Consider the following 25,040-nt stretch of genomic DNA (forward strand, 5'->3'; position numbering starts at 1 on the left):
TCTGAGCCAGGATCAAACTCTCCGTAAAAAATTTATTTCAAGGACCTGTCTGCTGTTTAGTTTTCAAAGATCGATTTGTTTTTAAATTCAAACAAACGGAAGACAGAATTATATCTTTTCTTTTCTTCTGTCAACTACTTTTTTCAGTTTGTTAAACTTTTCTTAAAGAACTTGCCCCTCAAAAACTTTTGTTTTACTTCCCTGAGGAACGAGACAGCTTATAGTTCTTTTTACTTTACATTGTCAAACTCTTTTTTAATAAAAATTTAAAAAAAGTCTATCTGAAAACTCAACCCCTTGATTTACAAGATAATCAGTGGCTTCTTTTATTTTAAAACCTACGTCAGCATTACTGTGTGAATCATCTCCAGGTACTATTTTAATGCCCAGATCAATTGCCTCTTCCAAAATAAATCTGCAGGGGTAAGGCTCTTTCATCTTCTTTTTTAATGCCCTTTGATTATAATCAATTATAATATCATAATCTTTAACAAGCTTAAGGTTTCTAGATATTTTTTTTCTTACACTATCCCTTTTCATATTTTTTTCATAATCTTCATCAAAAATCCTTACAAGATCAAAATGTCCTGCTATTTGGGGCCTGATATTTAAAAGCATTTCATATTGGAGATCAAAATACTGATTGTAAAAATCTATAATTGTACCGCAAGAATCAATGGTCTTTGAATAAGCTTCCGGCGATAAATCAAAACAAATATCATTTAAATGGTGAACAGAACCTATAATATAATCAGGCTTAAATCTTTTGACAAGGGCTGGAATATATCTTTTATAGCCTGAGTAGGATTCTGCTTCAAACCCCTTAAATATTTTCAACTTATTTTTGTATTTGATTTTTAATTGCTCTATCTTTAAAATATAAGCCTCAAATCTTGAAAACATAATTTCAGGACAAAGACCAGCCTCTTTTTCATCATCAAACATTAAATCTTTTGTGTAGGGAGGAATGTGCTCGGAAACTCCTACATGTGTAAACCCAAGCTCAACATATTTTTCAATCATTGCCTCAAGATTCCCTGAGGCATGATTGCAAAAATCTTTACTATGTCCTCCATGAAGGGACAAAAGCATAATTTATTCCTCTATATCTGCTATGTCTAGAGGTTCAAGATCGGTTTCGGTTTTTGGAAACTCATTGAAAGGAAAAGGCTTTTTATTTGATACAAGAAGAATATAATCAAGAACTTCCTTTAGGTATAAGGCAAAATTTCTAGAAAAATTTCTAAGTGGTTTTATATAATTTTTTGTAATTAAAAGAAAAATATACTGAAAAACAGTAATTACCCAGGCAATATTTGTTGCAATTCCCAAAACAGCAAGAAAAAGAATTGTATAAAGAAGCCTGATCACAATGTTTTTTCTGTTAACAAAAAACTCCTTAACCTTTGCTTTTAAATCTGAACTTCCGTTAATCTGATCTGTCATTTAATTGCTCCTTAAATTTTAATAATTTTATTTTTTATTTTCTTAGTTTGCCCATAAAAAAACCAAGTAAAGCCTACAAAGTAAAAGTTTTATTTAAGTTTTTCAAGTAAGAGTTTGTGTTTAATAGTTAAAACCAAAACTCAGGATACTTTCTTGTTTTTGGAATATTATTGACTAAAAGACCAATTAAAAGCAATATAAAAGCTCCAAGACCAACAGGAATAGCAGCATAAAGATATCCAAGGTTTTTAATGCTGTCTCCTCCAATCACTGCAATAAGAGCAGTTGCACCTCCAGGCGGATGAAGAGTCTTTGTAGTATGCATCAAGGCTATGGAAACTGAAACAGCCATGGCTGCAGCAAACCAGGGAGTACCCGCAAAAAACTGTTGAAAAAACACTCCTGTAACTGCTGATAAAACATGTCCTCCAAACACATTCCTTGGTTGGGCAAGAGGACTTCTTATTGCACCATAAACCAAAACAGCTGTAGCCCCAAAAGATCCTATAACTAGAGTCAAATCCATGGATTCAAGAAAATAGGAACTTAAAAGACCAATAGATGCTATTCCAAGAAAAGATCCAAACCAGGACCAAAAAACTTCTGTTTTGCTAACCTTGGGAGGACTTTGCCCCTGCCCTGACATTTTTTTAAAATAATTCATAACTATCCCTGAATACAAATTGCATTAACAAGATCTGAGCGTGTAACAATACCCACTGGAAAGCCTTTTTGATCACACACTGGAAGACGATTAATGGATTTTTCCATAAAAATTATTGAAACTTCAGAAACAGAAACCTCCTCTAAAATAGTTACAGCAGGAGAAGTTAAAATATCTTTTAAAAAAACTGTTTTAAGACCTGAAACCATACAACCTGAACTATTAAGACATCTTGAAATTACACTCATAAAAGAAGGATCTGTTTCAAGGCCCATTTTTTTTAAAAAATCCTTTTCAGAGACAACTCCAACAACTTTTCCTTCTTTATCTATAACAGGAGCCCCGCTTATTTTATGATCAGCGAGATATTTTGCAGTTTCAGCAGCACTCAAATCATGGTTTACACAAAAAACAGGTTTTGACATTATGTTTTTTACAGGCATGGAGTCAAGCATTCGCTTTATTGCGTGCTCATAGGCAAGTTCATAAATCTCCCTGAAAGTTGAAGTTGTAATATCAATAAAACCATCCATTGATTTCATAGCATCAATTATATCTTCTTCGGAAAATTCAAAATAATTGCATTTTAAGTTTTTATCCATAAAAATCCTCGAGTTTAAGTTTTGCTCTTGATTTGAGGCAAGCTAAACTATCTTTCAATCACAGCTGTAAAAACTCCTGCTGTGCAAAGAGCTACTCCCCCTGCCATATTAAATCTTTTTTGTGCTTTCAAACTTCCAAGAAAACCACCTAAGGTTCCTGAAAAAACACTATAAAGGACAACATTGAAAATTGAAACAAGAGAAAATGTGGAACAAAGAATAAGAATCTGAATAAAATAACTTTTTTCTTCAGATATAAATTGAGGGAAAAACGCAAGAAAAAAAACTATTCCTTTGGGATTAAGCGAAGTTACAAGAAAAGCTCTTTTTATTATTTTTTTATTCTCTTTTTTTACTTTTTTTAAATCGGGTAAAGTCTCAGGAGTTGGTTTTTCTAAAAAAAACTTAAGCCCTAGAAAAATAAGGTATAAGGCTCCCAGCCACTTCAAAATTATAAATACAACAGAAGATGTGTAAATAATTGCACCTAAACCCATAATAGAACAAGCCATTATAGCAAGATCACCTGGGATTATTCCTGCTAAAAGAGGAAATACAACTTTCTTACCGTTGACAGCTGACTGGGTTATTACATAAAGGATGGTGGGACCGGGGGTTGCTATAAGAACAAATACAGTTAAAAAATAAGCTAACCAGACCTGAAAGCTCAAAACTCACCTCTTGAAAATAAAAGCCTGACAACTCTCTATTGACAGGCTTTTGTATTTCTTAGCTTCTTCTGCTTTTAGACATTGAAACAGAAACCTTTTTTCCGTCAAAACTTACATTTTTCATTGAAGAAATAACAGCATCAGCACAACCTGACTCAACTTCGAAAAATGAAAATTCTCTTAAAACATCAATTTTTTTAATCCGGTTGGATTTAATTCCTGCATTATCACAAACAAGTCTTATTATGGCACCCTTATTAAGATTGTCTAGCTTGCCTGCTCCAATAAAAAGCTTAGAAGTTTTACCGTTTTTGTATTTAACTTTACCAGAATATGAATCTGTCTGACTTGAATGTTTTCTTTTCCTGGGAGAATCAAGAGCGTTTACGTCTTCAGCATTTCTGTAGTAATCAAGAAATCTATTAAACTCCATGGAAATAAATCTTTCAATTATTTCATTTTTGGTGAGTTTTTTAAGTTTTTCATAAGCAGGTTCAATAAATCTTGAAATTTCATCTTTATCAACATCTACATTCTTAAACCTATCAACAAGGGCAAAAAGCTGCTTTTCACAAATAAGATTTCCTGAAGGAACTTTTTCCTGTTTAAAACTTACCTTTGTTCTATTTTCAACAGCTGCAAGCTTTCTTTTTTCAGCAGGTGTTATAATTGCAATTGAAATCCCTGATTTTCCAGCTCTTGCAGTTCTTCCGCTTCTATGGGTGTATGCTTCAACATCATCTGGAAGATTGTAATTTATTACATGGGTGATATCATCAATATCAATTCCTCTGGCTGCAACATCAGTGGCAACAAGAAAGTCAAGACTTTTGGATCTAAAACTTTTCATCACAGCATCCCTTTGCATCTGGGATAAATCTCCGTGAAGAGCTTCTGCATTATAGCCTTCCCTGATAAGTTTTTCTGCAACCTCACCAGTTTCATTTCTTGTTCTGCAAAAAATAAGACCATAAATATCAGGATAAAAATCTATTATTCTTTTTAGAGCCTCGTACCTATTTTTTTCTCTTACACAATAAGATAGATGCTCAATATTTTGTGCAAGTGAATTCTTTTTACCGGCAACTATTTCAACAGGTGAGTCCATATAGTTTTTGGAAATTCTAGATACTTCTGCTGGCATAGTTGCTGAAAAAAGCCAGGTTCTTTTTTCCTTTGGGGTTTGTTTTAAAATAATATCAAGGTCTTCTTTAAATCCCATGCTCATCATTTCATCAGCTTCATCAAGAACAACATATCTTACATTTGAAAGGTCAATTGCTCTTCTTCTTATAAGATCATGAAGCCTTCCTGGAGTTGCAACAACAATATGTGCACCTCTTTTAAGGGATGACATCTGGCCTACAATTCCTGCTCCGCCGTAAACAGATACAGTTTTTGCACCTTTGATGAATTGGGTAAAATTGGTATAATCCTTAGAAATCTGAATACAGAGTTCTCTTGTGGGACAAATTACAAGACCCTGAATTTTTCTTGTTTCAAAGTTTGTAAGTTCAATCATTGGAAGGCCGAATGCTGCTGTTTTTCCGGTTCCTGTCTGTGCAAGACCTACAAGATCCTTGTTGCCGTTAAGTAATTCAGGAATTGTTTTTTCCTGAATCGGAGTAGGATTTTCAAAACCAATAGCTTCCACAGCACGCAAAACATCATCACTCAAACCTAAATTTTCAAAGCTCATCAATAAATTTCTCTTTTTCTTAAATTGTTTCAGTTAATGCCAAAATCGGCAAACTGTTATAATTATACTTATTTTCAATAAATTGCAAGTTTAAAAAATTGAAACCTTGGGTTTATTTTCAATTTTTTCAATTAGATCTGGTCTACAGTTTACAAAATAAGGATTAAACCCAATAAAAGAAAAGTTCCCATAATAATCAAATAAAATTATGTGTTTTAGGAATAATAATGATAAACAGAAATTAAGCTGAATCATCACACGACTTAAAAAAGAAAGGCTTTAAACCCATTTTGTATCTAAATTTGCAAACTGAGACTAACAGGGTTTTTTTAGATTGTCAAACTCAACTACAGCATTAAGTTAAACTTAACAGTTTACAAAATTAAAACACAATTGTAATAATTCTTGACAAAAATAAGAACTTTAACCATCCAGGTAAATTAAAAAATTAAAACAAACTCCAGGAGTTCCAATGAAAATAACAGTGCTAAGCGGAAGCCCAAAAGGAAAGCAAAGTGTAAGTCTTCAGTCTTTGCTTTATCTTTTTAAAAAAAACAAAAATCACGAATACAATATTTTTCATATATCCAAATCAATAAAAAAAATTGAATCGAACTTAGAAGAATTTGAAAAAATAACAAATGATATAGTTTCCTCAGATATGGTGATTTTTGTAACTCCCGTATATACATTCATCATTCCTTCTCAACTTAAAAGGTTTATTGAACTTATATTTGAAAGAAAAAAAGAAGATATTTTTAAAGGCAAATTTGCCGGTGCAATAACAACCTCAATCAACTTTTTTGACAATTGTGCCCACAACTATTTAAGAAGCATTTGCGATGATTTTGAAATGAAGTTCTGCGGAAGTTTTAGCGCAGACTCTTATGACCTTTTAGACGACCTGGGAAGAGAAAAACTTTTTAAATTTGGAAAAGTCCTTTTTAACAATGCAAAAAATAATATGCCCCTTCAAAGACTATTTACCAAATCAGAGTCTACACCCAAACCCTATAGCCCTAAAAAATCCTTTGAAAAAGTAGAAATTAAAGACAAAAATCTCTTAATAATTAAAGACAAGTCCTATGAGGGAACAAATCTTCATCAAATGATAAATTCTTTTAAAGAATGTTTAAGTTCTGAGTTTGAAGAAATAACCCTTTCAGACCTTAATATAAAAGGTGGGTGCACAGGATGTGTTCAATGCGGATTTGATCATCAATGTATTTATGAAGGAGTTGATGATTTTATTGACTTTTTCAACGACAAAGTCTCCAAGGCTGATATAATAATTATGGCTGGAGAAATAAAAGACAGATGGCTTTCTGCAAAATGGAAAGAGTTTTTTGATAGAAGTTTCTTTCAAAATCATGTCCCTACAATGATGGGAAAACAGGTGGGAATGATAATTTCAGGCAATCTTTCCCAACACTTTAATTTAACAGAAGTAATGGAAGGATTTATCCAATGGCAAAGGGCAAACCTTTGCGATATTGTTACAGATGAGTTTGTGGAGTCCATAGACGAAAACATTCAAAATCTTGCAAAAAGAATTAAACTTGAAGCAGAACTTGACTATATTGCTCCCCAGGGATTCCCAGGAAAAGGCGGACACAAAATTTTTAGAGATGATATTTGGGGAAGACATAGATTTGTATTTCAAACAGATCACAAATGGTATGAAGAAAACGACTTTTATGATTTTCCTCAATACGATGAAAAAGCAATTGAAATGAACGAAAATATGTTAAAACTCACAAGTGATCCTAAAATGCGTGAAGCAATAAGAAAAATGCTTAGAACCGAAATGGTAAAGCCACACGTAAAAATTGTTGAAGAAAGCTAAGGTTTTAGGCAGATTAATCACAAGCCAAGCAAACTTAAAACTTGCCAAAGGAGAGTTTATGAAGGAAATAAATGAAAAAGCAAGGGAGTTGATGAAAGGATACTGCAGAGTATGCCCTGTTTGTGATGGAAAAGCATGCAGAAGTGAGGTTCCTGGAATGGGGGGAATTGGAACAGGGTCTTCTTTTGAAGAAAACTATAATGCCTTGAAAAAAATAAAACTTAACATGAAACTTATCCACAAGGTCACAAGTCCAGACACTTCTATAAATCTTTTTGGAAAACATCTTGATATGCCGGTTCTTGCTGCTCCAATTGGAGGCGTTGCCTATAATATGGGTGGAAAAATTTCAGAATCTCAATATGCTGACTCAATTGTTCTTGGATGTAAGTCAAAAAACATAATGGGAACAACAGGAGACGGTGTTCCAGACGAAATTCATCTGGCAGGACTTGATGCTTTAAAAAAAGCAGGTGGACACTCTATTCCCTTTATCAAACCCTGGGAAGACAAAGAGCTTTTTGAAAAACTTGAAAAAGTACATAAATCCGGGGCAGACTATGTTGGAATGGATATTGACGCAGCAGGACTTATCACCCTTGGACTTATGGGAAGACCTGTGTCACCTAAAACTCCTGAAAAACTAAAAGAAATTATCCAATCAACTCCAATAAAATTTATTGTTAAAGGAGTAATGACTGTAGAAGATGCTGTTTTAGCAGTAGAAGCTGGAGCCTACGGGATTGTTGTTTCAAACCACGGAGGAAGAGTCCTTGATTTCAGTCCTGGAACAGCAGAGGTTCTTCCAGCTATTGCATCCAGCTTAAAAGGCAAGGCTGTTATTCTTGTTGACGGAGGAGTAAGAACAGGAACAGATGTTTTAAAAATGCTCGCTCTTGGAGCTGACGCTGTAATGCTTGGAAGACCGTTTACAATTGCAGCAATGGGTGGTCTTCAGACCGGAGTTGAAAAGCTTATAGACAAAATAAAATCTGATCTTATTCAGGCAATGATTCTCACAGGAACAGCTTCTGTATCAAATGTTTCAAACTCAGTAATTTACCATGGTTTTTCTTAAGCCGGATTTTAAATCATCCCGGTTACCTTGATTAAAATCCGGGATAAATTTATAAAATTTAAAAAAAGATCAATTGTAAATCCGGCTCACCTGAATTTTATTAAATCCGTCTTGATAAAACTCCTTCCTTAAGATGGGGGAGGATCTCAAATTAATAAGATTTGTTCAAAAAGAGTAAACAAGTTATTCTTAACTATAAACAGATGATGCAAGCCTTAAAATAAGAACTAAGAAAGGATCAATAATGAAAATTAAAGGAAAAGTTGTTCTGATAACAGGAGCCAATGGCGGAATTGGTACCGCTTTGGTCAATGAACTACTTACAAGAGGAGCAGAAAAAATTTATGCTGCTGTCCGGAGCAACCCTTCAGACTGCAAATTTGAAAAAGATGTTGATGGTAAAGTTGTTCCCATCAAGCTTGATATAACCAATGCTGAAGATGTTAAATCAGCAGCAGACCAGTGCAAAGATGTTGATATCCTTATAAACAACGCAGGAATTAATCGCCTGATGTGGCTTACCGGGCCTTCTGGAATGGAAGCTGCCAGAAATGAAATGGAAGTCAACTTCTTCGGCACTCTTGCTGTAAGTCAGGCATTTGCACCAATTCTTGCTTCAAGAGGCGGCGGAGCAATGGTAATAGTTTCTTCAATCATTGGAATAATTAGTATGCCTGCCAACAGCACTTATTGCTGTTCAAAAGCTGCAGCTCACTCAATGACCCAGGGATTGCGAGGTGAACTTTCAGCCCAGGGAACTTTAGTTGCAGGTGTTTATCCCGGTCCTGTGGAAACTCCAATGACGGACGGGCAGGAAATGCCTAAAGCAAAACCTGAGCAAGTTGCTGATGCTATTCTTACAGGACTTGAAAATGGCCAGGAAGATATTTTCCCTGATCCAATGTCCCAGGATGTCTATGCTCAGTTTACAAAGGATCCCAAGCAGGCTGAAAAAGAGCTTGGTGCAATAGTTCCTCCCCAGGAGGTTTAATAGTATTCTATTGAGTTGAAAAAAACTTTTAACTTGAATGGATAGCATAAAAAATAAGACCGGTTTTATAAACCGTAAATATTTCTAAAAAAAGAGCGGATTTTCCTATCAGGTGTCCGCTCTTTTTTCTAATTCAATTAATTCCTTATTTCTTTTTCATACTTATAAGATGACAAGACTTCTTTTGTTTTTATAAAAGCTATCATATCAAAAATTAAAAACAAATATTGCTTATCTTACAGCAGTTATTAAGGCTGAACGAACATATTTTTCCATCCCACTCCCAGGAAACCAATCGCTAATAAACTGAGCACTGTCTTCCTTGATATCAATTAAAATTTCTGAAAATCCTGAATTTTTTAGCATTTTCTCAATATCGCCTACTAAAGCTGCTCCGGCTACACATCCGCAATGGGCATCAACATTTTCACTTACTTCATTGGGAAGTTGAGCTATAGCTACAACATCGGACAAAGCAAGTCGCCCTTTTGGTCTTAATACCCTGTAAGCCTCTTGAAACACCTGATCTTTTGCAGGAGAAAGATTGATAACACAATTAGATATAATCAGATCAACTGAACTATCGGCTACAGGTAAGTGTTCAATTTCTCCCAAACGGAACTCAACATTTGCATATTTACCCTTATGGGCATTTTCTCTTGCTTTTGAAATCATTTCAGGTGTCATATCCACTCCGATAACCTTTCCCTCACTGCCAACCTGTTTTGCAGCTAAAAAACAATCAAAACCACCCCCAGCTCCAAGATCAAGAACCACTTCTCCTTGCTTAATCTGTGCTATAGCCTGAGGGTTACCGCAGCCAAGCCCCATATTTGCCCCTGGGGGTACTGATGACAAATCATCGCCTGTATAACCAAATCGAGTTGAGAATTCCGGGTTTCCTAAAGGACTACTTGAACTGTAGCAACTGCTTCCACAGCATGAGTCACCTTCATTTGCAATTCCTGAATAAAGGTTTCTCACCTGATTACGAAGATTGTCTTTATCTGAATCAATCCTAACAACCTTGTCGCTTTGATTTATCAATGACTCTGGAAGTGTTTTTACAAAGGCTTTGATTTCATCTCGAACTTTTCGGTAACAATCCAACTGCTCTTCTTTTAAAGTTCCTTTGTCAGCAAGCTCTTTAGCCATCTCAGGAGGATCATTAAAACCATAATGAACAACTTTACAATTACCCGAAAAAACTGGACAGGTTTCCTTGGCATTACTGCAGACAATTATCACCACATCCAGCTGTACATCCTTGAACTCATCAATATGTTTAGCTCTATAATCAGAAATATCCACACCTGCCTCAGACATAACCTTTACAGCATCAGGATTAAGTCCATGAGATTCAACCCCAGCAGAAAAAGCATGAATCTCGTCACTTTTGAGATGACGGGTCCACCCTTCAGCCATCTGGCTTCGGCACGAATTTCCAGTGCATAGAAATAATAAATTCACTTTTTTACCCACAATCATCTCCTTAACTTCTTAGCTTTTTATTAAATTAGAAAAGTTTTCATTTTAATTTACTTATTACAACACTTTTCACCCCGTTATTTTCTGCAAATTACTTCCGGATCCAAAGAGATGATTTCACCAAGAACTCTCATATCTAAAGCCACGCTTGAATCATGACTTAGTTGTGATTCTATCCAGGTAAACAGTGCAGCTAAATCAGTTTTTTCCCGGGAAAGCCTATAATAGACCCAACGCCCTTTTTTACGACTGTCAACCATACCTGAGGCAATAAGAACCCCCATGTGTCGGGAAACCGTAGCACCTGTAACCTGAATCAATTCTATGATATGACAGGCACACAATTCTTCATATTTCATAAGAGCTGACAAAATCCTGAGTCTATTTCGGTCAGACAATGCTTTAAAAATTGAAGTTAACTTCTTCATCCATACCTCAAATCAATAGTTACATAGTTAGCCAACAGACTAAGTCTATATGTTTAAAAATCACACCAGTCAACTTTTTTCTTAAAATTTGATTTAACTAAAAAAGTTACCTGTCAATTATTTTGTAAAAAAAACCAGGTAAAAAAAGTGAGTAAATGAAAAACACAAAAAATCATTTAGAAGACAAATAATGAAGGTCAGGGAAAATAAAACAACAGCTATAAAGTTCCTGATTAAAAAAACTATCCTTTTTCTATAGTTTTCAAAGTTTTTAAATTAATATCTCTTAATTTTAATTTTACTAAGTTCATTCTTTGCTAGAATAAGACTAAAAGCTTTTATAAAAGGATGGGCCATATCAAAATCCTGGGTTTCTAATTTTTCAAGCTCAGATTCCAAGTCAAAATCAGGTTTAAAGTTTTCAAAGACAATTCTTTTATCATTCATTGTGTTTTTAGCTGAAGATAAAATTTGTTCTTTAGAAACTGAAATATCATTTTCATTTGCCTGAACATTGCCGTTTAAAACAATCCGGCTTTTTGAAACTCTTAATTTTTCCATTATTTTTGTAATTTGATTATCTTCAATATATACAAATTCCGGGGGAACAAGAACTTTCCGTGCTGGTCTTCCTGACTGACTGAATTTCTTTTTCATTAAAACAAAATCATTTGAAGCCTGATATTTGCTTATTATTTTTTCAAAATCAGAATAATCAGAGTTTTTAAAAACTTCACAAATAAAAGGCTCATAGGTTCTTTTTGCCGTTTTTCTATGCATTAAGGCTGCAAAAAAATAAAAATCATTATCTTTTTTATAAATTCCAATATAATACATTTTTTACCTTAAATTTATTGAGTTAAAGAAAAAGATTTTTTCCTGAATTTTTAATTATATCTTTTTTGTTTGCTTCATCAAATAATTTTTTCAAAGCTTTTTCCCCTTCAGGCCCTGTATTAACTGAAAATTCATTCACATAAAGAAAAATATGCTCTTTTATAACATTATCTTCCATTTCCTGGGCATATTTTCTTATATATTTCTTTGACTCATCAGGGTTTTCAAATCCATATAAAATACTTTTAGAAAGTTTTTTTTCAATGTCTTTTATAGTTTTTTCGCCAAGACTTCTTTTTGCGGCAATTCCTCCAAGGGGAATGGGAAGTCCGGTTGTATCTTCCCACCATTTTCCAAGGTCAACTAAAGAAACAAGATTGTAGTTTTGATATGTAAATCTTCCTTCATGGATAACAACTCCAAGATCTGCTTTTTTATCTCTGACAAAAGGCATAATTTCATAAAAAGGCATGGAAACAAGATTTAGCTCATCTTCAGAATAAAGCCTTAGAAGCAAGGCTGCAGTTGTATTAATTCCAGGTATTGCAATTTTTTTATTTTTTAAATCATTAAAATCTTCAAGATTTCTTCCAACAATTAAAGGCCCGCACCCTCTTCCAAGTGCTGAACCTGATCTTAAAAGAACATAGTCATCAAGAAGGTTTCCAAGGGCTGAAAAAGAAATTTTTGTAATATCGTATTTTTTTGCAAATGCACTTTCATTCAAATCTTCAATGTCTGAAAGATAAAGTTTAAAATCATAGTCAGAAGGTAAAATTTTATTTACAAGTGCATGAAACATGAATGTATCATTTGGGCAGGTTGAAAAAGCCAGTTTTAATTTTTTTTCCATTTTTAGCCTTTTACAAATTCGAGGATAACTTTATTTTTTATAAATTTATGCTTAAATAAAAGCGAATAAAAAAGTTTAAGACCTTTTATTTTTTGCTCTGACAGGTCATATTCTATTGTTTTAAAATAGTTTGCCATAAATTCTTTTGAGGTATTTTTTTTATTGGCTGAAATTGCACTCATTTCATCTGAAAAATCAAGATTCCTTTTTTTATTTTCATGCAAAATATCTTTTATCTGATTAATTTTAATTTTGTTTTTCAGATAGGACTTTTTAGAAACTGCCCAAACTCCAAAAACAAAGGGAAGATTTGTAAATTCAAACCAGCTTTGCCCTAAATCATAAACATTTTTAAACTTCTTTTCCCAGTCAATTAAAAGGGCATTGTCCCCTATTACTAAAACTGCGTCATATTCTTTTTTATCAAGTTTATGAATATCTCCTGAATAAAATTTTGGATAAATATTTTTTTCATAAAACAAAATTTTCAGCAAGGATGCTCCGCTTGCAGACTCATTGGTTAAAAGAATTTTTTTATTGTCAAGCTCTTCAAACTTTAAATCTGCTGCTAAAAGAACACTGATAACTTTTTTTGTGCACCCAATGGAAATATCAGGAATAAGCTGCCATTTTTCATGATTAACTGCATAAGCAAAGGCAGAAACAGGACTTAAATCCAAATTTTCTTCTTCTAGAGCTAAGTTTAATTTTGCAGGAGGACCTTCTTTTATTATACAAAAATTTTGGGGCAGATATTTTTCCAGATTATAATAAACAGGAGCTACATTTATATAACTGAATTTTCCAAGCTTTATTAAATTACTCATAATACAATTCTTTTTTTAGTGTCTGAAAAAACAATAGATTCATAGATATCTTTACTTACATCCTTTATATAAATTGCCTTAATTTTATTCTCTTTTTTAAAAACCGAAGATATTTTTTTAAATCCAGGAACTTGTGCAGGATTAATACATCCCATTTTTAAAATCTCTTTTGGAGAAATGGTTTTAAATTTATTGTAAATAAATTTCATTTCATCAAAAACATCAAGGCTTTCACAGCTTGCAAGACTGTCTGTTCCAATAACAATATTAATTTTCATCTCAATCATTTTTTCTAAATCAGGAAGTTTATTATGAAGATTAACATTGCTTCTAGGACAGATACAAATGGTTGAATTTCTTTTTTTTACAATGGAAAAATCATTTTCATTGGTATCAAGAAGATGAACAAGAAGAGTTTTGTCATCAAGAACTCCAAGTTTATCAAGATATTGGACTGAAGAATCTGAAGGAATGGGCCAGTCTGAAAAATCTATATTTCTTGATTTCAAAAAATCACCCCAATTATTTGATTTATAGGAGATAAAATCAAACTCATCATCTGATTCTGCACAATGAATTGAAAATGGAGCACTTTGATTTAAAGTAAGCTTTTTTATTTTTTTTATAAGTTCAGGAGATGTTGTGTGGGGTGCATGGGCTGCAAATGAAACTTTGTCTTCTTTTTTATCATTTAAAAATTTTTCATTTGATCCAAGTTCTTCGTAAAAAAAATATCCTTCAAGTTTAGAATCTTGGAAAATATTTTTGGTGATTCCAAGTGAAGAAATATCACACACTCCGCCTATACCAGAATTTACAAGAGAATTTATTTCTAAATAGGCAGATTTAATTAATTTTTTTTGAGAAACTTTTTCTCTTTTTTCAATTAAATCAATCACCCAGGATTTAAATCCTTTTGAAAAATCCAGTTGATTTTTAAGGCATGATAATTCAAGATGGGTATGCATATTAAAAGGCTGGGGAATTAAAATCCCAGGCCCGTAATCTTTAATATATTTTTTGGAAATATTTTTTAAGGACTTTTCAATTCCTTTTACAATATTATTTTCAGTGTAAAGAGCAGCATTTTCAATAATATTCCCAAGTTCATCTAAAATATATGCTGCCCTGTGATAAATCATTTTTAATCAAGCTTTTTAATTCTATTATAGAAACAATCTCTTTGCCATGGTTCAAATCCTGCTGTCTGAACAAGCCTAATCATTTCATCCATTGGCAGTCTGAAGTCAATATCTGCAGCCTTTACAACATTTTCTTCAATCATTGTGCTTCCAAGATCATTTGCCCCAAAAAACAAAGCTGTCTGAGCAATTTTTGAGCCCTGGGTAACCCAGGAAGCCTGAATATTATCAAAATTATCAAGAAAAATTCTGGCTAAAGCCAAAACCCTTAAATATTCTGCTGAAGTTACAGTAGTTGATTTAATTTTTGTATTTGCAGGCTGAAAAGTCCATGGAATAAAAGCTGTAAACCCCTTGGTCTTATCCTGAAGCTGCCTTAATCTTTCCATATGTTCAATTATATCTTCTTTTTTTTCAATATGACCAAACATCATAGTTGCTGTGGTTTTAAGTCCAAGGCTGTGGGCATCTTCCATTACATCAAGCCATTTATCTGCATTGCATTTGTTTGGAGAAATTTTTTGTCTTATTTCATTTACTAAAATTTCAGCCCCGCCACCTGGAATTGAACCAAGACCTGAATCAATAAAAACTTTTAAAACATCTTTTACACTCATATTTTCAAGCTCAGCAATATGTGAAATTTCAGGAGGTGAAAAACCATGAATATGAATATCAAAGGATTTCATATATTTTAAAAGTTTTACATAATCATTAAGTTTTTTATCAGGATGAAGTCCGCCCTGCAAAAGAATCTGGGTTCCTCCAACTTCTTTTGTTTCATTTATTTTTTGTTCAAGTTCTTTTTCTGTTATCCAGTATCCGCCTTCTTCACCCGGATTTTTGTAAAAAGCACAAAACTTGCATCCTGAAATACAGATATTTGTATAATTAATATTTCTGTCTATTACAAAAGTAACCTGATTTTTATCTGTTTTTTTGTTTCTTATAAGATTGGCAAAGGTTCCAAGTGTTAAAAGATCTGCATTATCATAAAGAAAAAGAGCTTCCTCACCTAAAATTCTTTGACCTTCAAGAGCTTTGTTTAAAATATCTTTTGTCATTTATCCCGCCTTTACTTCATTGTAAAAAGCATCTCTTTCAACAGCAGTCATTCCTGCTTTTTCAATGAGCCTTATCATTGTTTCTTTGGCATGACCCACAGCAGATTTTGCACCGGCACTATGGGTTATTTTTTCCTTTAAAATTGTTCCATCAAGATCATCTGCTCCAAAATGAAGGGCAGTTTGAGCAAGCTTTTCTCCAAGCATTACCCAATAAGCCTTAATATGGGGAACATTGTCCAGCATAAGCCTTGAAACAATAATGTTTTTAAGGTCTTCAAAAGCTGTTGTTTCTTTTATATGGGATAACCTTGTGTTTTCAGAATGAAAAGCCAAGGGAATAAATGCTGTAAAACCGTTTGTTCTATCCTGAAGGTCTCTTAAATATACAAGATGCTGAACTTTTTCTTCAACAGTTTCAATATGGCCGTAGAGCATGGTACAATTTGTTGTAATTCCGGAGTTGTGAACTTTTTCTATTATTTCAAGCCATCTGTCCTTATTTATTTTTCTTGGAAAAAGCTTTTTGTGAACCCTGTAACTTAAAATTTCAGCACCGCCTCCAGGCATCATTTCAAGTCCGTTTTCCCTTAGCTCATTAATTACATCTTCAACTGATTTACCTGAAATATTTGAAAGATGATCTATTTCAACAGCTGTAAAAGCTTTGATTGTAACATTTGGCCTTACTTTTTTTATGGTTTTTAAAAGATCTATATAATATCCATAAGGAAGTGCTTCATTAAGACCTCCAACCATATGAATTTCATTTACAGGTTCATCAAATTTTTCAGTCAGTTCTTTTTCAACATCTTCCATTGTATATTGGTATGAACCGTTATCGCAGTAGTCTTTTGCATAAGCACAAAAAAGACAGCGGTTTCTGCAAATATTTGTATAATTAAGATGCTGATTGTAAATAAAAAAAGACTTCTTTCCGTGTAAAGATTGTCTTTTACAATTTGCAATTTGACCTGCACCCATAAGATCTTTTGTTTCATAAAGATAAAGTCCGTCATCAAAATCAAGACGAACTTTGTTTTTTACTTTTTCATAAATTTTGTTTAATTTATCATCTATAAAAATTGGTTCCATTTTAACCCTGCCCTTATTATATATAGCAAAAAAAGTATTATGACCAATTGGTCATTTGGTGTCAATAATATTTAATTATTTAAATTAATCTTTACAGTTCAAATATATTCAGTACCCAAGAATCTTGAAAATAAACAAAATTGCAAGTAACATAAAAAAACAATTAATCTGACAATTAATTTTTAAGATTTCAGGATAAAAAAGGACAATCAATGAAAAAGCAAATTGGACTTGGTACATCTTCATTTAAAATTTTACGGGAAGAAAATTATATAAAGGTAAAATCAAGACCAAATCTTCTTGAAAGTTTTGATATTGAAAATCTTCAGATAGCTCCTCTTCTTTTTCAAACTGGTTATCTTACAATAAAAAAGTATGACCATGAACTTTTACTTCTTTCATATCCAAACCAGGAAGTTAAAAAAAGTTTCAATGAAATTTTAATGCAAAGTATTGTAAATGAACATAGAGAAATTTTATTTGAAGAATAAAAACATAGGAATAAATCTTTTTAATCCCCTATCATAATTCGAATAATTTCTTTATCAGTTTCAGACATCCCTTCACGTCCAAGACGTCCAATATTATTAATTGTATTTTTTACACCTTTACTTACAATACCATCACCACCATAAAATTGCTGTTTATTTTGATACAGGTAAAAACCTAAAAGACTTGCTTCAACTGCTACTGCAATTTTTCCTGCACAAGAAGGTTTTGCACCATCACAAACAATACCGGAAACTGTTGCCAGACTGTTTACAATTGTGTGGGCAATCTCTTCAAAATGACCACCATAAAGCCAGGTGATACCAGAAGCAGCACCACTTGCGGCATTAACAACACCACAATATGCAGACAAACGTCCAATACCTGTTTTTTGATGAATTGTAATCAAATTTGAAATAAGAAGTGCACGCAGTAATTTTTCATGGCTGACACCCATTTCTCTTGCGTAAACTATTACAGGCACAGATGCTGTTATTCCTTGATTACCACTTCCCGAAACAATTATAACTGGCAAAGAACAGCCGCTCATTCTGGCATCAGAAGCTGAAGCAGCTAAGGCTTTTGCCCTGATTTTTACATCATCACCCCAGGTATCTAAAATAGTAGAACCCACATTGGCCCCCCATTTTCCCTTAATACCCTCTTCTGCTATGGCCATGTTATATTCTATCTGGCTTTCCAATAAATCTTTGACCTCTTTAAGATCAACAGTTTCTGCAAAATCGATAATATCTCTGACATTTAAAATAGAACGATCAGTAAGATTTAACTTCGCCAGACTTTAATTTCAGGTAAAACACCAAGAATCGCTCTTACCTTTGCAGCGGCATAAGCTATTGCAATAGGCTCGGTACAACCCATTGCCGGAAGAAGCTCCTCTTTTAATATCTCAATATAGCCTTTGAAACGTTTGTCTGTTGTTTCCATTTTGTTTCCGTATTCTGGTATAAATGAGAACTGCCATGGTAAATTTCTTAAGAGTCATTTTCTTTTTTAACTAAAATAGCATTAAGCCATTTTTCATCTTTACGTTCCGGCCTTGCATCATTGGTAATCCAAATTTTTTCAGGAAAAAGTCCGGTATTTTCAATAAATAAATTAAGTTTTTTTTCTGTTAAATTGGTAAAATGTCTTCCGCCCCTTTGAGTTTCATTCTCACCGTATTTAAATGAACAATAAAAATATCCCTTGTTTTTCAGATAAGCTGAAAGGTTTTTGAATGCAAGCTTGAGTTTATCCGATGAAACATGAAGAAGAGATGCACATGCCCATATTCCGTCAAATTTTATTTTAGTTTCAAATTCTTCAAATTTGCAAGCATGAACTTTAATCCCTATTCTTTTTTCAGCAATTTCAGATATTTTAAAACTGCCATCAATTGCAGTTACATCAAAACCTTTTTCAAGAAAAAATTTAATGTCTCTTCCTGAACACAGCCTGCATCAAGGATATGACTTCCTTTGGGTAAATAAGGCAAAAAAACATCATAAATTAAACTCATATCAACATTTAAAGTTGAATCTGAAAACTTTTTAGCATTTTCATTATAAAATTTTACTGACATTGATTTTGTTTTATTTATCTTCCTATAAATGAAGAAAAGAAATTTTGTTCCCAGCCAATCATTAATTAACTAACTCTAATAAATATAACCCTTAATTAATTGTTGTGCCCAGATAAAAGCATTAAAAAAATTTAAAAAATATCTTTTTTATTCGCAAAATGATCCTTAGCCCAATCTTTTACTACATTAAACGTTTCTAATTTTTCATTTTCATCAATTTTATTTCTTTTCCCTGAATGGAACCCTAAAGTAAAGGCATAAAGATACACCTCATAAAAAGGACCAAAAGTTGTATACAACTGTTTAGATTTACCATAATTAGACATTTTATCTTTTAATGCTTCCTTTATATGAAGCTAAAATTCTAAACTTCTTTTTTTTCAACTTCATCCCAAATAAAATTAACAAGTATTAATTTTCTCCTTCATGAATCAGCACAATTTCAGCTTCTCTTTCCCGCTGATTTTCAACTAAGGCTCTATTCAGATAAACTTTTGGATTTAAATATCGATCTGTAATCAACTCTTCTCCAAAAGAATGTATTTTTCATCCTAAGTATAGAGATCTTTTACTAAAACTAGTGATTGTTTAAAGCTAGTTGAAATTTGATAAAAAAAGTTATGTACTAAGACTTCACCCATTTCAGAAATTGGAGCATCAGCTATTATTGGGTAAGAACTTTGTTTGTCCATTTTTAAAATTCCCATAACAATAGCAAATTGTCATTCTTTAAAAAGCTGCACCCTGCCCTGATAACAATCCGCCTTTATTATTAAGCAACTCAGACAAAAAAATGATAATTATCATTAACATACACGGAAACAACACCTGGATTTATTTCATTACCTCTTGTCAATGATTGGTAAATATTGTTTATATTTTCTCAAATTGTTCAGAAAATTCTTCTACATTCACTTTCATATTTTTATATTCTTCAGCTTTTTTTTCTTTTAACTCTTTAATTGTTTCAGCTTTAGGAATATTTGGATGAACATTTAAACAAATCATCAATAAAAGACCTGATTACTGAAACCTTTTGTTTTTTATTTTTAATACTCAAATTATTATCGTAAAATTTTCTTATATGATTGTATTTCTGTGAGTTTTTTAACATCTCTTCCACAAACTAAACATTTATTTTTATCTAACATGAGTTTGAGTGAACTGATATCAGGGGTTCCTTGTGGCAAAATGTTTTTTACATAACTATCATCAATTATTTTTTCTTCATGAACACATTGCTGATAATCATCTCTAAGCTCATTAAAAATATTTATTTTTTCATCAAAACCTTCTAAAATCCATTTATTTGTAAAGAAATGTTATTATAGAACTTTTCAAAGTTTTTTACTTTATTAGTTACCTCTTCTAGCTTTTGCTCAACTTTAATCCTTTTTATCAAATTTTCATTTTGTTTATTGTATTCAAACAATTTAGATTCAAGAAGATTTAATTTGTTATTTTTTTCTTCTTCGTCTTCTTTATAATTTTTAACTTCTTTAGTCGATTTTTCAATTACCAATTTAAGATCATTAATCGAATTTGAAAGAATCTCAGCTTTTTCTTTGTTTTTTGCATTCTTTTTCAAATTCATATTTTTTTTATTTTATATTCTGTTGGCCCGTAATTAGGCTTATCTAAATCAGTCATAAAACAAAGCTCTAAACTTGTTTCTATGACATCCCCTAACTTTGCTTTATCTGAAATTAATCTAGAAATATCTTTATTATGTTCTAATAATTGCTAAATCCTTAAATCAGAATCAAAAATTTTATTAGAAACTGTCCAAAGAAAGGTATTATATAATTTGAATTTACCACCATTATTATCAATAACTACAATATTAATTCCTTCTTTAAAATCAAAGGCTTTCTCAACGAATTAATGATAAAAACTTTTAATTTTCACATATTTTATAAAAGACATTACTTAATTCCAATCCTTTCAAAAAAAACAAATTTTAGTTTTTCAGGTAATTCTTTAAATCGCTGGACTAACCATTCTAATTCAAGAGCATTGCATCTTTGTTCAGCTTTATTTGAAATTTGATCCACAACTTTTAATTCATCTTTCGACAAAAGAGGTGATGGCACAGAAAGTTCTTTTAAGACACGATTCGATTCTTCAACACTCATTTTTGAGATTTCTTCTTCTTTATCAAGATAATCAACTAGCCATTCTTTTGCTTTAATTTTCCTTTTTTCAGAAATAACATTTGATATAATATCAATAGTTTTTTCAAAATCCCATGGTGGAAGTTCATTATCACCATATTCTATTTCAATGTTATTTTTAATTTCACTGATTAAATCAGTATATTTATCCCATTTCAGATCAAAATTATTAAGCTGATTATAAGATTTTTTTAAAAGACCCAAAGCTTTGTTCATTAAGTAAAAATCCTCTAAATCACTATCAACGCCCTCATATATTGTGATGCATTCATTAACTAAATTTACAAGGTTATCAATATCATCAATGTTATTTATCTGAGAATCCCAGAGATTATTTGCTTTTTCAGCAAGCTCAGTTTCTCTTTGATTAATTTTTTTAATAAAACCTGACAAATCAGACCTTATATTATCCAACTTCTCAAGCTTAACTTTTTTACTTATAGACTGGAGGTTTTTATTAAATTCTTTAGCAGCACCACTGATGGTTTTTAAGTCATTTATTTTTGCAATATTTGAAATTTTTGAATTTTCAATCATAAAAGAATTTACTGAATCAATCAACCTCCTAGCTTCAGCATTGTCTCTTGAGTGTTTTAACTGCACTTCAACATGTTCTCTTAATTTTAAAGCTAAGTCATCTAATTCTAATAATTTCAGCCTTCCATATAATTTTCTGCCTAAATGGTTGTTAAATCTTGATACATCTTCAGGCTCATCTGATAAAAGTATTTGACTCGAAATCCATCTATTAAAATTTTCAATAATTATCTGTCTGCCTTTTCCAACATCTATTTCAACATTTTTTATTTCAGTATCAAGCCACATGCCATCTGAAATCATGGAATTAAGTTGTTCCTTAAGCATTCCAACTTGCCAGCAAGCATTGTCAATTTGATTTATCTTTATTGATTTTTCTATTTCAACCCATGCATAATTTATTTCATTATTAATTTTTTCAATAATTTCTTTTGATTTTTTAGCATCTTCTTTTAAACTTTTATATTGATAGACTAAAATAGATGGAGTACTTATGTTTTTTTCTAATAAAAAAGCTCTATTGTAAAAATCAATTTTTTCCTGATGTTTTTCAGCTTCTCCCCATTCCTCTAAAAGTTCTTCCCACTCAGAAGAAGTTTCACCAATCTTGATTATTTCTGTTTTACCAAGCTTATTCATGTCAAGACATTTGTTTGAAAACAAATCGTTTTCATTTTGAATCCACTGATAAATATCTACCTGGCTCCCGTTTTCTTTTATAATTCTAATTTTATCGGTTCTATTACATAAAAAAACACCTAAAAGAACTCCGGCAGAAACAATATTTGCTCCATAAGGCGGTCTGCAAATTGAAATTAATTCATCAGATACAATAAAAGGCTCTTCATCAGACTCAAGTTTGTTTTTCCAATTTTGAACTATAGTTCCGGCAGTTTTATTTTTAGGAATTATTATTTTACCATTGCTTTTACTAAAACAGTCCCAATAATTTTTTAAAAAAGGTAAAATTCTATTTTTATCTGTAGTACTTTTAGCTGAGCAATAATCAAAAGTTACTTTTCCTGCTAATAATTCCATAGTCAATTCATGACATGTTTTTGCAGCTCCCCCTCTTAAAGTAGCAAAGCCGTCAAACTTAAAAGACAGAGCTTTTGGATAAATATTTGTAAAAATTTCAGTGCATAAAGGACCAATTCTTCGAGAATTAAGTTCTTCTTTAAATCCGGTAACATATTCTCTTGATTTGATAGCTGCTTCAATTAAGTCTTTTAATTTATTTTTATTTTTTTCTTCATGCGCTCCAATTAAATGACCAAACTTTACTTTCTCATCAGGTGTAATAGAATTTGATAATACGGAAAGTTCAGCCATTATTTTACCAATTTCATCATTGTTGTCATTTAATAAAACAATTAATACTGGTAAATTTTTTTGTCCCATTTCTTTTGCATTACTTCTAATTAAACGAGTTTTTTCAATCTTTATTTTTTCAAGATCTTCATCAGAGCTAACATAATAATAAATTATGGAGCCTCTTTTATCTTCGACACCTAAAGAATTAATCCAATTATCAGCTTCTAATTTTAGCTTAATATCAATATTTGAAGTATTTGCAGTAAGAGCTTTAAAACCCCATTCTTTAGTTGTAATATTATTTGATTCTGCAAAATCACATGTAATTTCCTGAATTAAATCAGGACACCATTTTGTAATATTAGTGATGAAAAGTTCAGACTTGTCTCTTTGGTCAAAACTGCTTGAAACCCTTTGCCTTAAAAAAGAAATAAATTGTGTTTTAGGAACTGCGTCCCCTAAGATATCATAAACCTTAAAATTATTGTCCCATTCAATAATATTATACTCTTCATGCAGATCTAAAAGCACTTGTTTGACAATTTTGATGTCTAATCCAGATAGATATGAAAAAGCTTCAATGTTTTTTTCTTTATCAGAAACAGATAAGCCAACTTTAGATGCTAAAACAATGGATTGAAGAATTTTTGTATGTTCTATTTTTAGTTTATTTGCATGTTTATTAATTACAGTTGAATATGAATGAGCTATTGTACCCTGCTGTGAGCTTTGTTCGGAATTTATAAATTCATCAAGTAAATTTTGAGACCATAAATCAACTGGATTTAATTCAACAGAAATTCCTTTTGAATCTAATTCAATTTCACTGAATTTTTCAATTGTCTGAGAAAGAAGTGAAATTGCAGACCTTTCCTGCAAATGCTTACCAGCAGCAGACAGATAATATAAAACCCAGATAGAAAAAGGAGAAAAAGGCCAGCATCCTTTTCTTATAACACCATGAAATTTTTCATCATTAGACCATAAACTCTGTTTAGCTGACAAAGGAAACCAGTCATTGAGAAGATACATCAGCTGTTTTGATTTATTAATACTTTCATCATTATCAAACCAGATATCAATATCTTTAGTTTTCTTTTCAATCAAATTTGCAATAAGGGTTTCAAGATTTGTACTTAAATATGATTTTGCAGAATTTTGATATCTTGTAATAACCCTTGTAATATCATTTTTAAACTCAGGTGCTATTCTCTGAATATATGCGGTTAATTCAAATTGAATAAAACCAACAAAGGTTGTTTTTTCAGCATTGCTTTGTATTCCTTCAAATAATTGCTGCAAAACGCCGCTTCCAGCAATTTGCCTTGATAAAGTAGCAAATTCTGCATATCTTCCAAATTCATCAAAAAGGATAAGTATACTGGAAAAAGGTTTATCTGAATCCTCACCACAATAATTTTGAGCAGTAACATCAAAGATATCTTTTAATGATTCACCACCATGAATTGAAATTTTAAGGCCGCTATTATCAAATAATTCTGCTAAAATTTCATAAATTTTTTCATTTTGATTTTGAAGAGCTTCAATAACAGCATCATAATTTGAAAGCTGAGTTCTTTCCAATATCTCGTCTAAATGTTCTTTATCAAGGGACATCAACTCAACTCTTTTAACTGCTTCTTTAAAACGGGGTCTTAAAGTTTCCAAAGGGGTTGGATCTGCATTTGATTTTTTGACTTGATTCATTACCTGCCTGCTTATTTCAGCAGTTAAATCATAATTTTCCATACCATTTAGAGATAAAACAAGAGCAGGTTTCATCATATTTTTTAAGTAATTTTCTATTTCCTTACCTAAAAATTCATCTGCCTGAATCAGAGATGCTAAAATAGATTTATATGAGTCACTTCCAAAATTTACAAATAATTCAGCCAGGGTAATTGCAAGATGAGATTTTCCTGTTCCATATCCTGCAATTGCAAGATTAAAGGGAGTATCAGAAAGGCCAGAACAATTTTTAACAATAGAGTGAGTAAAAGAAACTGTATCCTGAAGACTGTGACCGTCAGAAAAGCCTACGCTGTCTTTTAAAACACCATGATAATCAGGACCATGAAAAACAAAAGATACAGCCGCTTTGTTTGCAAGTTCAGGATTTTTTATTAACCAATCAAGACTTACTGCACCTTCAAAAATTTTTTCATTTTTAAATCTTACAACATCAGATAATTTAAAAGACATAAACTAAC

25 protein-coding genes are annotated in these 25,040 nt (G+C 31.9%); 4 read left to right on the forward strand and 21 right to left on the reverse strand.

What is annotated here, in order from left to right; translation table 11 throughout:
- Positions 1-255: 255 nt before the first annotated feature.
- The 6 genes from RBR53_07960 to RBR53_07985 form a co-directional block, all read right to left on the reverse strand.
- On the reverse strand, positions 256-1,092 hold the full coding sequence (locus RBR53_07960) for a histidinol-phosphatase (protein ID MDY0132588.1): 837 nt from the start codon (positions 1,090-1,092) through the stop codon (positions 256-258).
- Between the two features lie 3 nt (positions 1,093-1,095).
- Complete coding sequence (locus RBR53_07965; protein MDY0132589.1) at positions 1,096-1,446, reverse strand: DUF4389 domain-containing protein; 351 nt, start codon at positions 1,444-1,446, stop codon at positions 1,096-1,098.
- A 127-nt stretch (positions 1,447-1,573) separates the two neighbouring features.
- Complete coding sequence (locus RBR53_07970) at positions 1,574-2,110, reverse strand: HPP family protein (protein MDY0132590.1); 537 nt, start codon at positions 2,108-2,110, stop codon at positions 1,574-1,576.
- Positions 2,111-2,112: 2 nt separating this feature from the next.
- A complete protein-coding gene (locus RBR53_07975; GenBank protein MDY0132591.1) occupies positions 2,113-2,712 on the reverse strand; it encodes a CBS domain-containing protein in 600 nt (199 codons plus the stop codon).
- Between the two features lie 47 nt (positions 2,713-2,759).
- Complete coding sequence (locus tag RBR53_07980) at positions 2,760-3,383, reverse strand: LysE family translocator (protein MDY0132592.1); 624 nt, start codon at positions 3,381-3,383, stop codon at positions 2,760-2,762.
- A gap of 58 nt (positions 3,384-3,441) precedes the next feature.
- Positions 3,442-5,082: a DEAD/DEAH box helicase gene (locus RBR53_07985; GenBank protein ID MDY0132593.1), complete on the reverse strand. Its 1,641-nt coding sequence runs from the start codon at positions 5,080-5,082 to the stop codon at positions 3,442-3,444.
- A gap of 472 nt (positions 5,083-5,554) precedes the next feature.
- On the opposite strand from RBR53_07985, the gene RBR53_07990 reads away from it, so the two are divergent.
- From RBR53_07990 to RBR53_08000, 3 genes are all read left to right on the forward strand, one after another.
- A complete protein-coding gene (locus RBR53_07990) occupies positions 5,555-6,928 on the forward strand; it encodes an NAD(P)H-dependent oxidoreductase (GenBank protein MDY0132594.1) in 1,374 nt (457 codons plus the stop codon).
- Between the two features lie 58 nt (positions 6,929-6,986).
- Positions 6,987-8,006: an alpha-hydroxy-acid oxidizing protein gene (locus tag RBR53_07995; protein MDY0132595.1), complete on the forward strand. Its 1,020-nt coding sequence runs from the start codon at positions 6,987-6,989 to the stop codon at positions 8,004-8,006.
- Between the two features lie 244 nt (positions 8,007-8,250).
- Positions 8,251-8,997, forward strand: coding sequence for an SDR family oxidoreductase (locus RBR53_08000; protein MDY0132596.1), 747 nt, complete (start codon positions 8,251-8,253; stop codon positions 8,995-8,997).
- Between the two features lie 231 nt (positions 8,998-9,228).
- Here RBR53_08000 and arsM read toward each other — a convergent pair whose 3' ends face one another.
- The 8 genes from arsM to mqnE form a co-directional block, all read right to left on the reverse strand.
- Complete coding sequence (gene arsM, locus RBR53_08005) at positions 9,229-10,479, reverse strand: arsenite methyltransferase (protein MDY0132597.1); 1,251 nt, start codon at positions 10,477-10,479, stop codon at positions 9,229-9,231.
- An 83-nt stretch (positions 10,480-10,562) separates the two neighbouring features.
- Entirely contained in the window at positions 10,563-10,913 is a 351-nt protein-coding gene (locus RBR53_08010; GenBank protein ID MDY0132598.1) for a metalloregulator ArsR/SmtB family transcription factor, read from the reverse strand.
- Between the two features lie 276 nt (positions 10,914-11,189).
- Positions 11,190-11,750, reverse strand: coding sequence for a hypothetical protein (locus tag RBR53_08015; GenBank protein ID MDY0132599.1), 561 nt, complete (start codon positions 11,748-11,750; stop codon positions 11,190-11,192).
- 22 nt (positions 11,751-11,772) lie between these two features.
- The gene (locus tag RBR53_08020) at positions 11,773-12,603 is read right to left on the reverse strand and encodes a 1,4-dihydroxy-6-naphthoate synthase (protein ID MDY0132600.1); all 831 of its coding nucleotides are present in this window, start codon (positions 12,601-12,603) and stop codon (positions 11,773-11,775) included.
- Positions 12,604-12,605: 2 nt separating this feature from the next.
- Positions 12,606-13,430: a menaquinone biosynthesis protein gene (locus RBR53_08025; protein ID MDY0132601.1), complete on the reverse strand. Its 825-nt coding sequence runs from the start codon at positions 13,428-13,430 to the stop codon at positions 12,606-12,608.
- A complete protein-coding gene (locus tag RBR53_08030; protein ID MDY0132602.1) occupies positions 13,427-14,572 on the reverse strand; it encodes an amidohydrolase family protein in 1,146 nt (381 codons plus the stop codon). Before RBR53_08030 ends, RBR53_08025 begins: the two co-directional genes overlap by 4 nt.
- A 2-nt stretch (positions 14,573-14,574) precedes the next feature.
- Positions 14,575-15,636 (reverse strand): cyclic dehypoxanthinyl futalosine synthase, encoded by a 1,062-nt coding sequence (mqnC, locus tag RBR53_08035; protein ID MDY0132603.1) that lies wholly within the window; start codon positions 15,634-15,636, stop codon positions 14,575-14,577.
- A complete protein-coding gene (gene mqnE, locus RBR53_08040; GenBank protein ID MDY0132604.1) occupies positions 15,637-16,731 on the reverse strand; it encodes an aminofutalosine synthase MqnE in 1,095 nt (364 codons plus the stop codon).
- Positions 16,732-16,943: 212 nt separating this feature from the next.
- Here mqnE and RBR53_08045 point away from each other — a divergent pair, with 212 nt between their 5' ends.
- Positions 16,944-17,222 carry a hypothetical protein gene (locus RBR53_08045; protein MDY0132605.1) on the forward strand — a complete coding sequence of 93 codons (279 nt, stop codon included), beginning with the start codon at positions 16,944-16,946 and terminating at the stop codon, positions 17,220-17,222.
- A gap of 20 nt (positions 17,223-17,242) precedes the next feature.
- Here the strand turns inward: RBR53_08045 and RBR53_08050 are convergent, their stop codons facing one another.
- The 7 genes from RBR53_08050 to RBR53_08080 form a co-directional block, all read right to left on the reverse strand.
- Positions 17,243-17,923, reverse strand: coding sequence for an L-serine ammonia-lyase, iron-sulfur-dependent, subunit alpha (locus RBR53_08050; protein MDY0132606.1), 681 nt, complete (start codon positions 17,921-17,923; stop codon positions 17,243-17,245).
- 83 nt (positions 17,924-18,006) lie between these two features.
- Entirely contained in the window at positions 18,007-18,168 is a 162-nt protein-coding gene (locus RBR53_08055; GenBank protein MDY0132607.1) for a hypothetical protein, read from the reverse strand.
- Positions 18,169-18,625: 457 nt separating this feature from the next.
- Complete coding sequence (locus RBR53_08060; GenBank protein MDY0132608.1) at positions 18,626-18,805, reverse strand: hypothetical protein; 180 nt, start codon at positions 18,803-18,805, stop codon at positions 18,626-18,628.
- 131 nt (positions 18,806-18,936) lie between these two features.
- Positions 18,937-19,131, reverse strand: coding sequence for a hypothetical protein (locus tag RBR53_08065; protein ID MDY0132609.1), 195 nt, complete (start codon positions 19,129-19,131; stop codon positions 18,937-18,939).
- Positions 19,132-19,678: 547 nt separating this feature from the next.
- Positions 19,679-19,813 (reverse strand): hypothetical protein, encoded by a 135-nt coding sequence (locus RBR53_08070; GenBank protein ID MDY0132610.1) that lies wholly within the window; start codon positions 19,811-19,813, stop codon positions 19,679-19,681.
- 286 nt (positions 19,814-20,099) lie between these two features.
- Positions 20,100-20,393 (reverse strand): hypothetical protein, encoded by a 294-nt coding sequence (locus RBR53_08075; GenBank protein ID MDY0132611.1) that lies wholly within the window; start codon positions 20,391-20,393, stop codon positions 20,100-20,102.
- Between the two features lie 337 nt (positions 20,394-20,730).
- Positions 20,731-25,032 (reverse strand): hypothetical protein, encoded by a 4,302-nt coding sequence (locus RBR53_08080; protein MDY0132612.1) that lies wholly within the window; start codon positions 25,030-25,032, stop codon positions 20,731-20,733.
- Positions 25,033-25,040 lie beyond the last annotated feature (8 nt).

This window comes from Desulforegulaceae bacterium (genome assembly GCA_034006035.1).
In the GTDB taxonomy this organism is placed as follows: Bacteria; Desulfobacterota; Desulfobacteria; order Desulfobacterales; family JACKCP01; genus JACKCP01.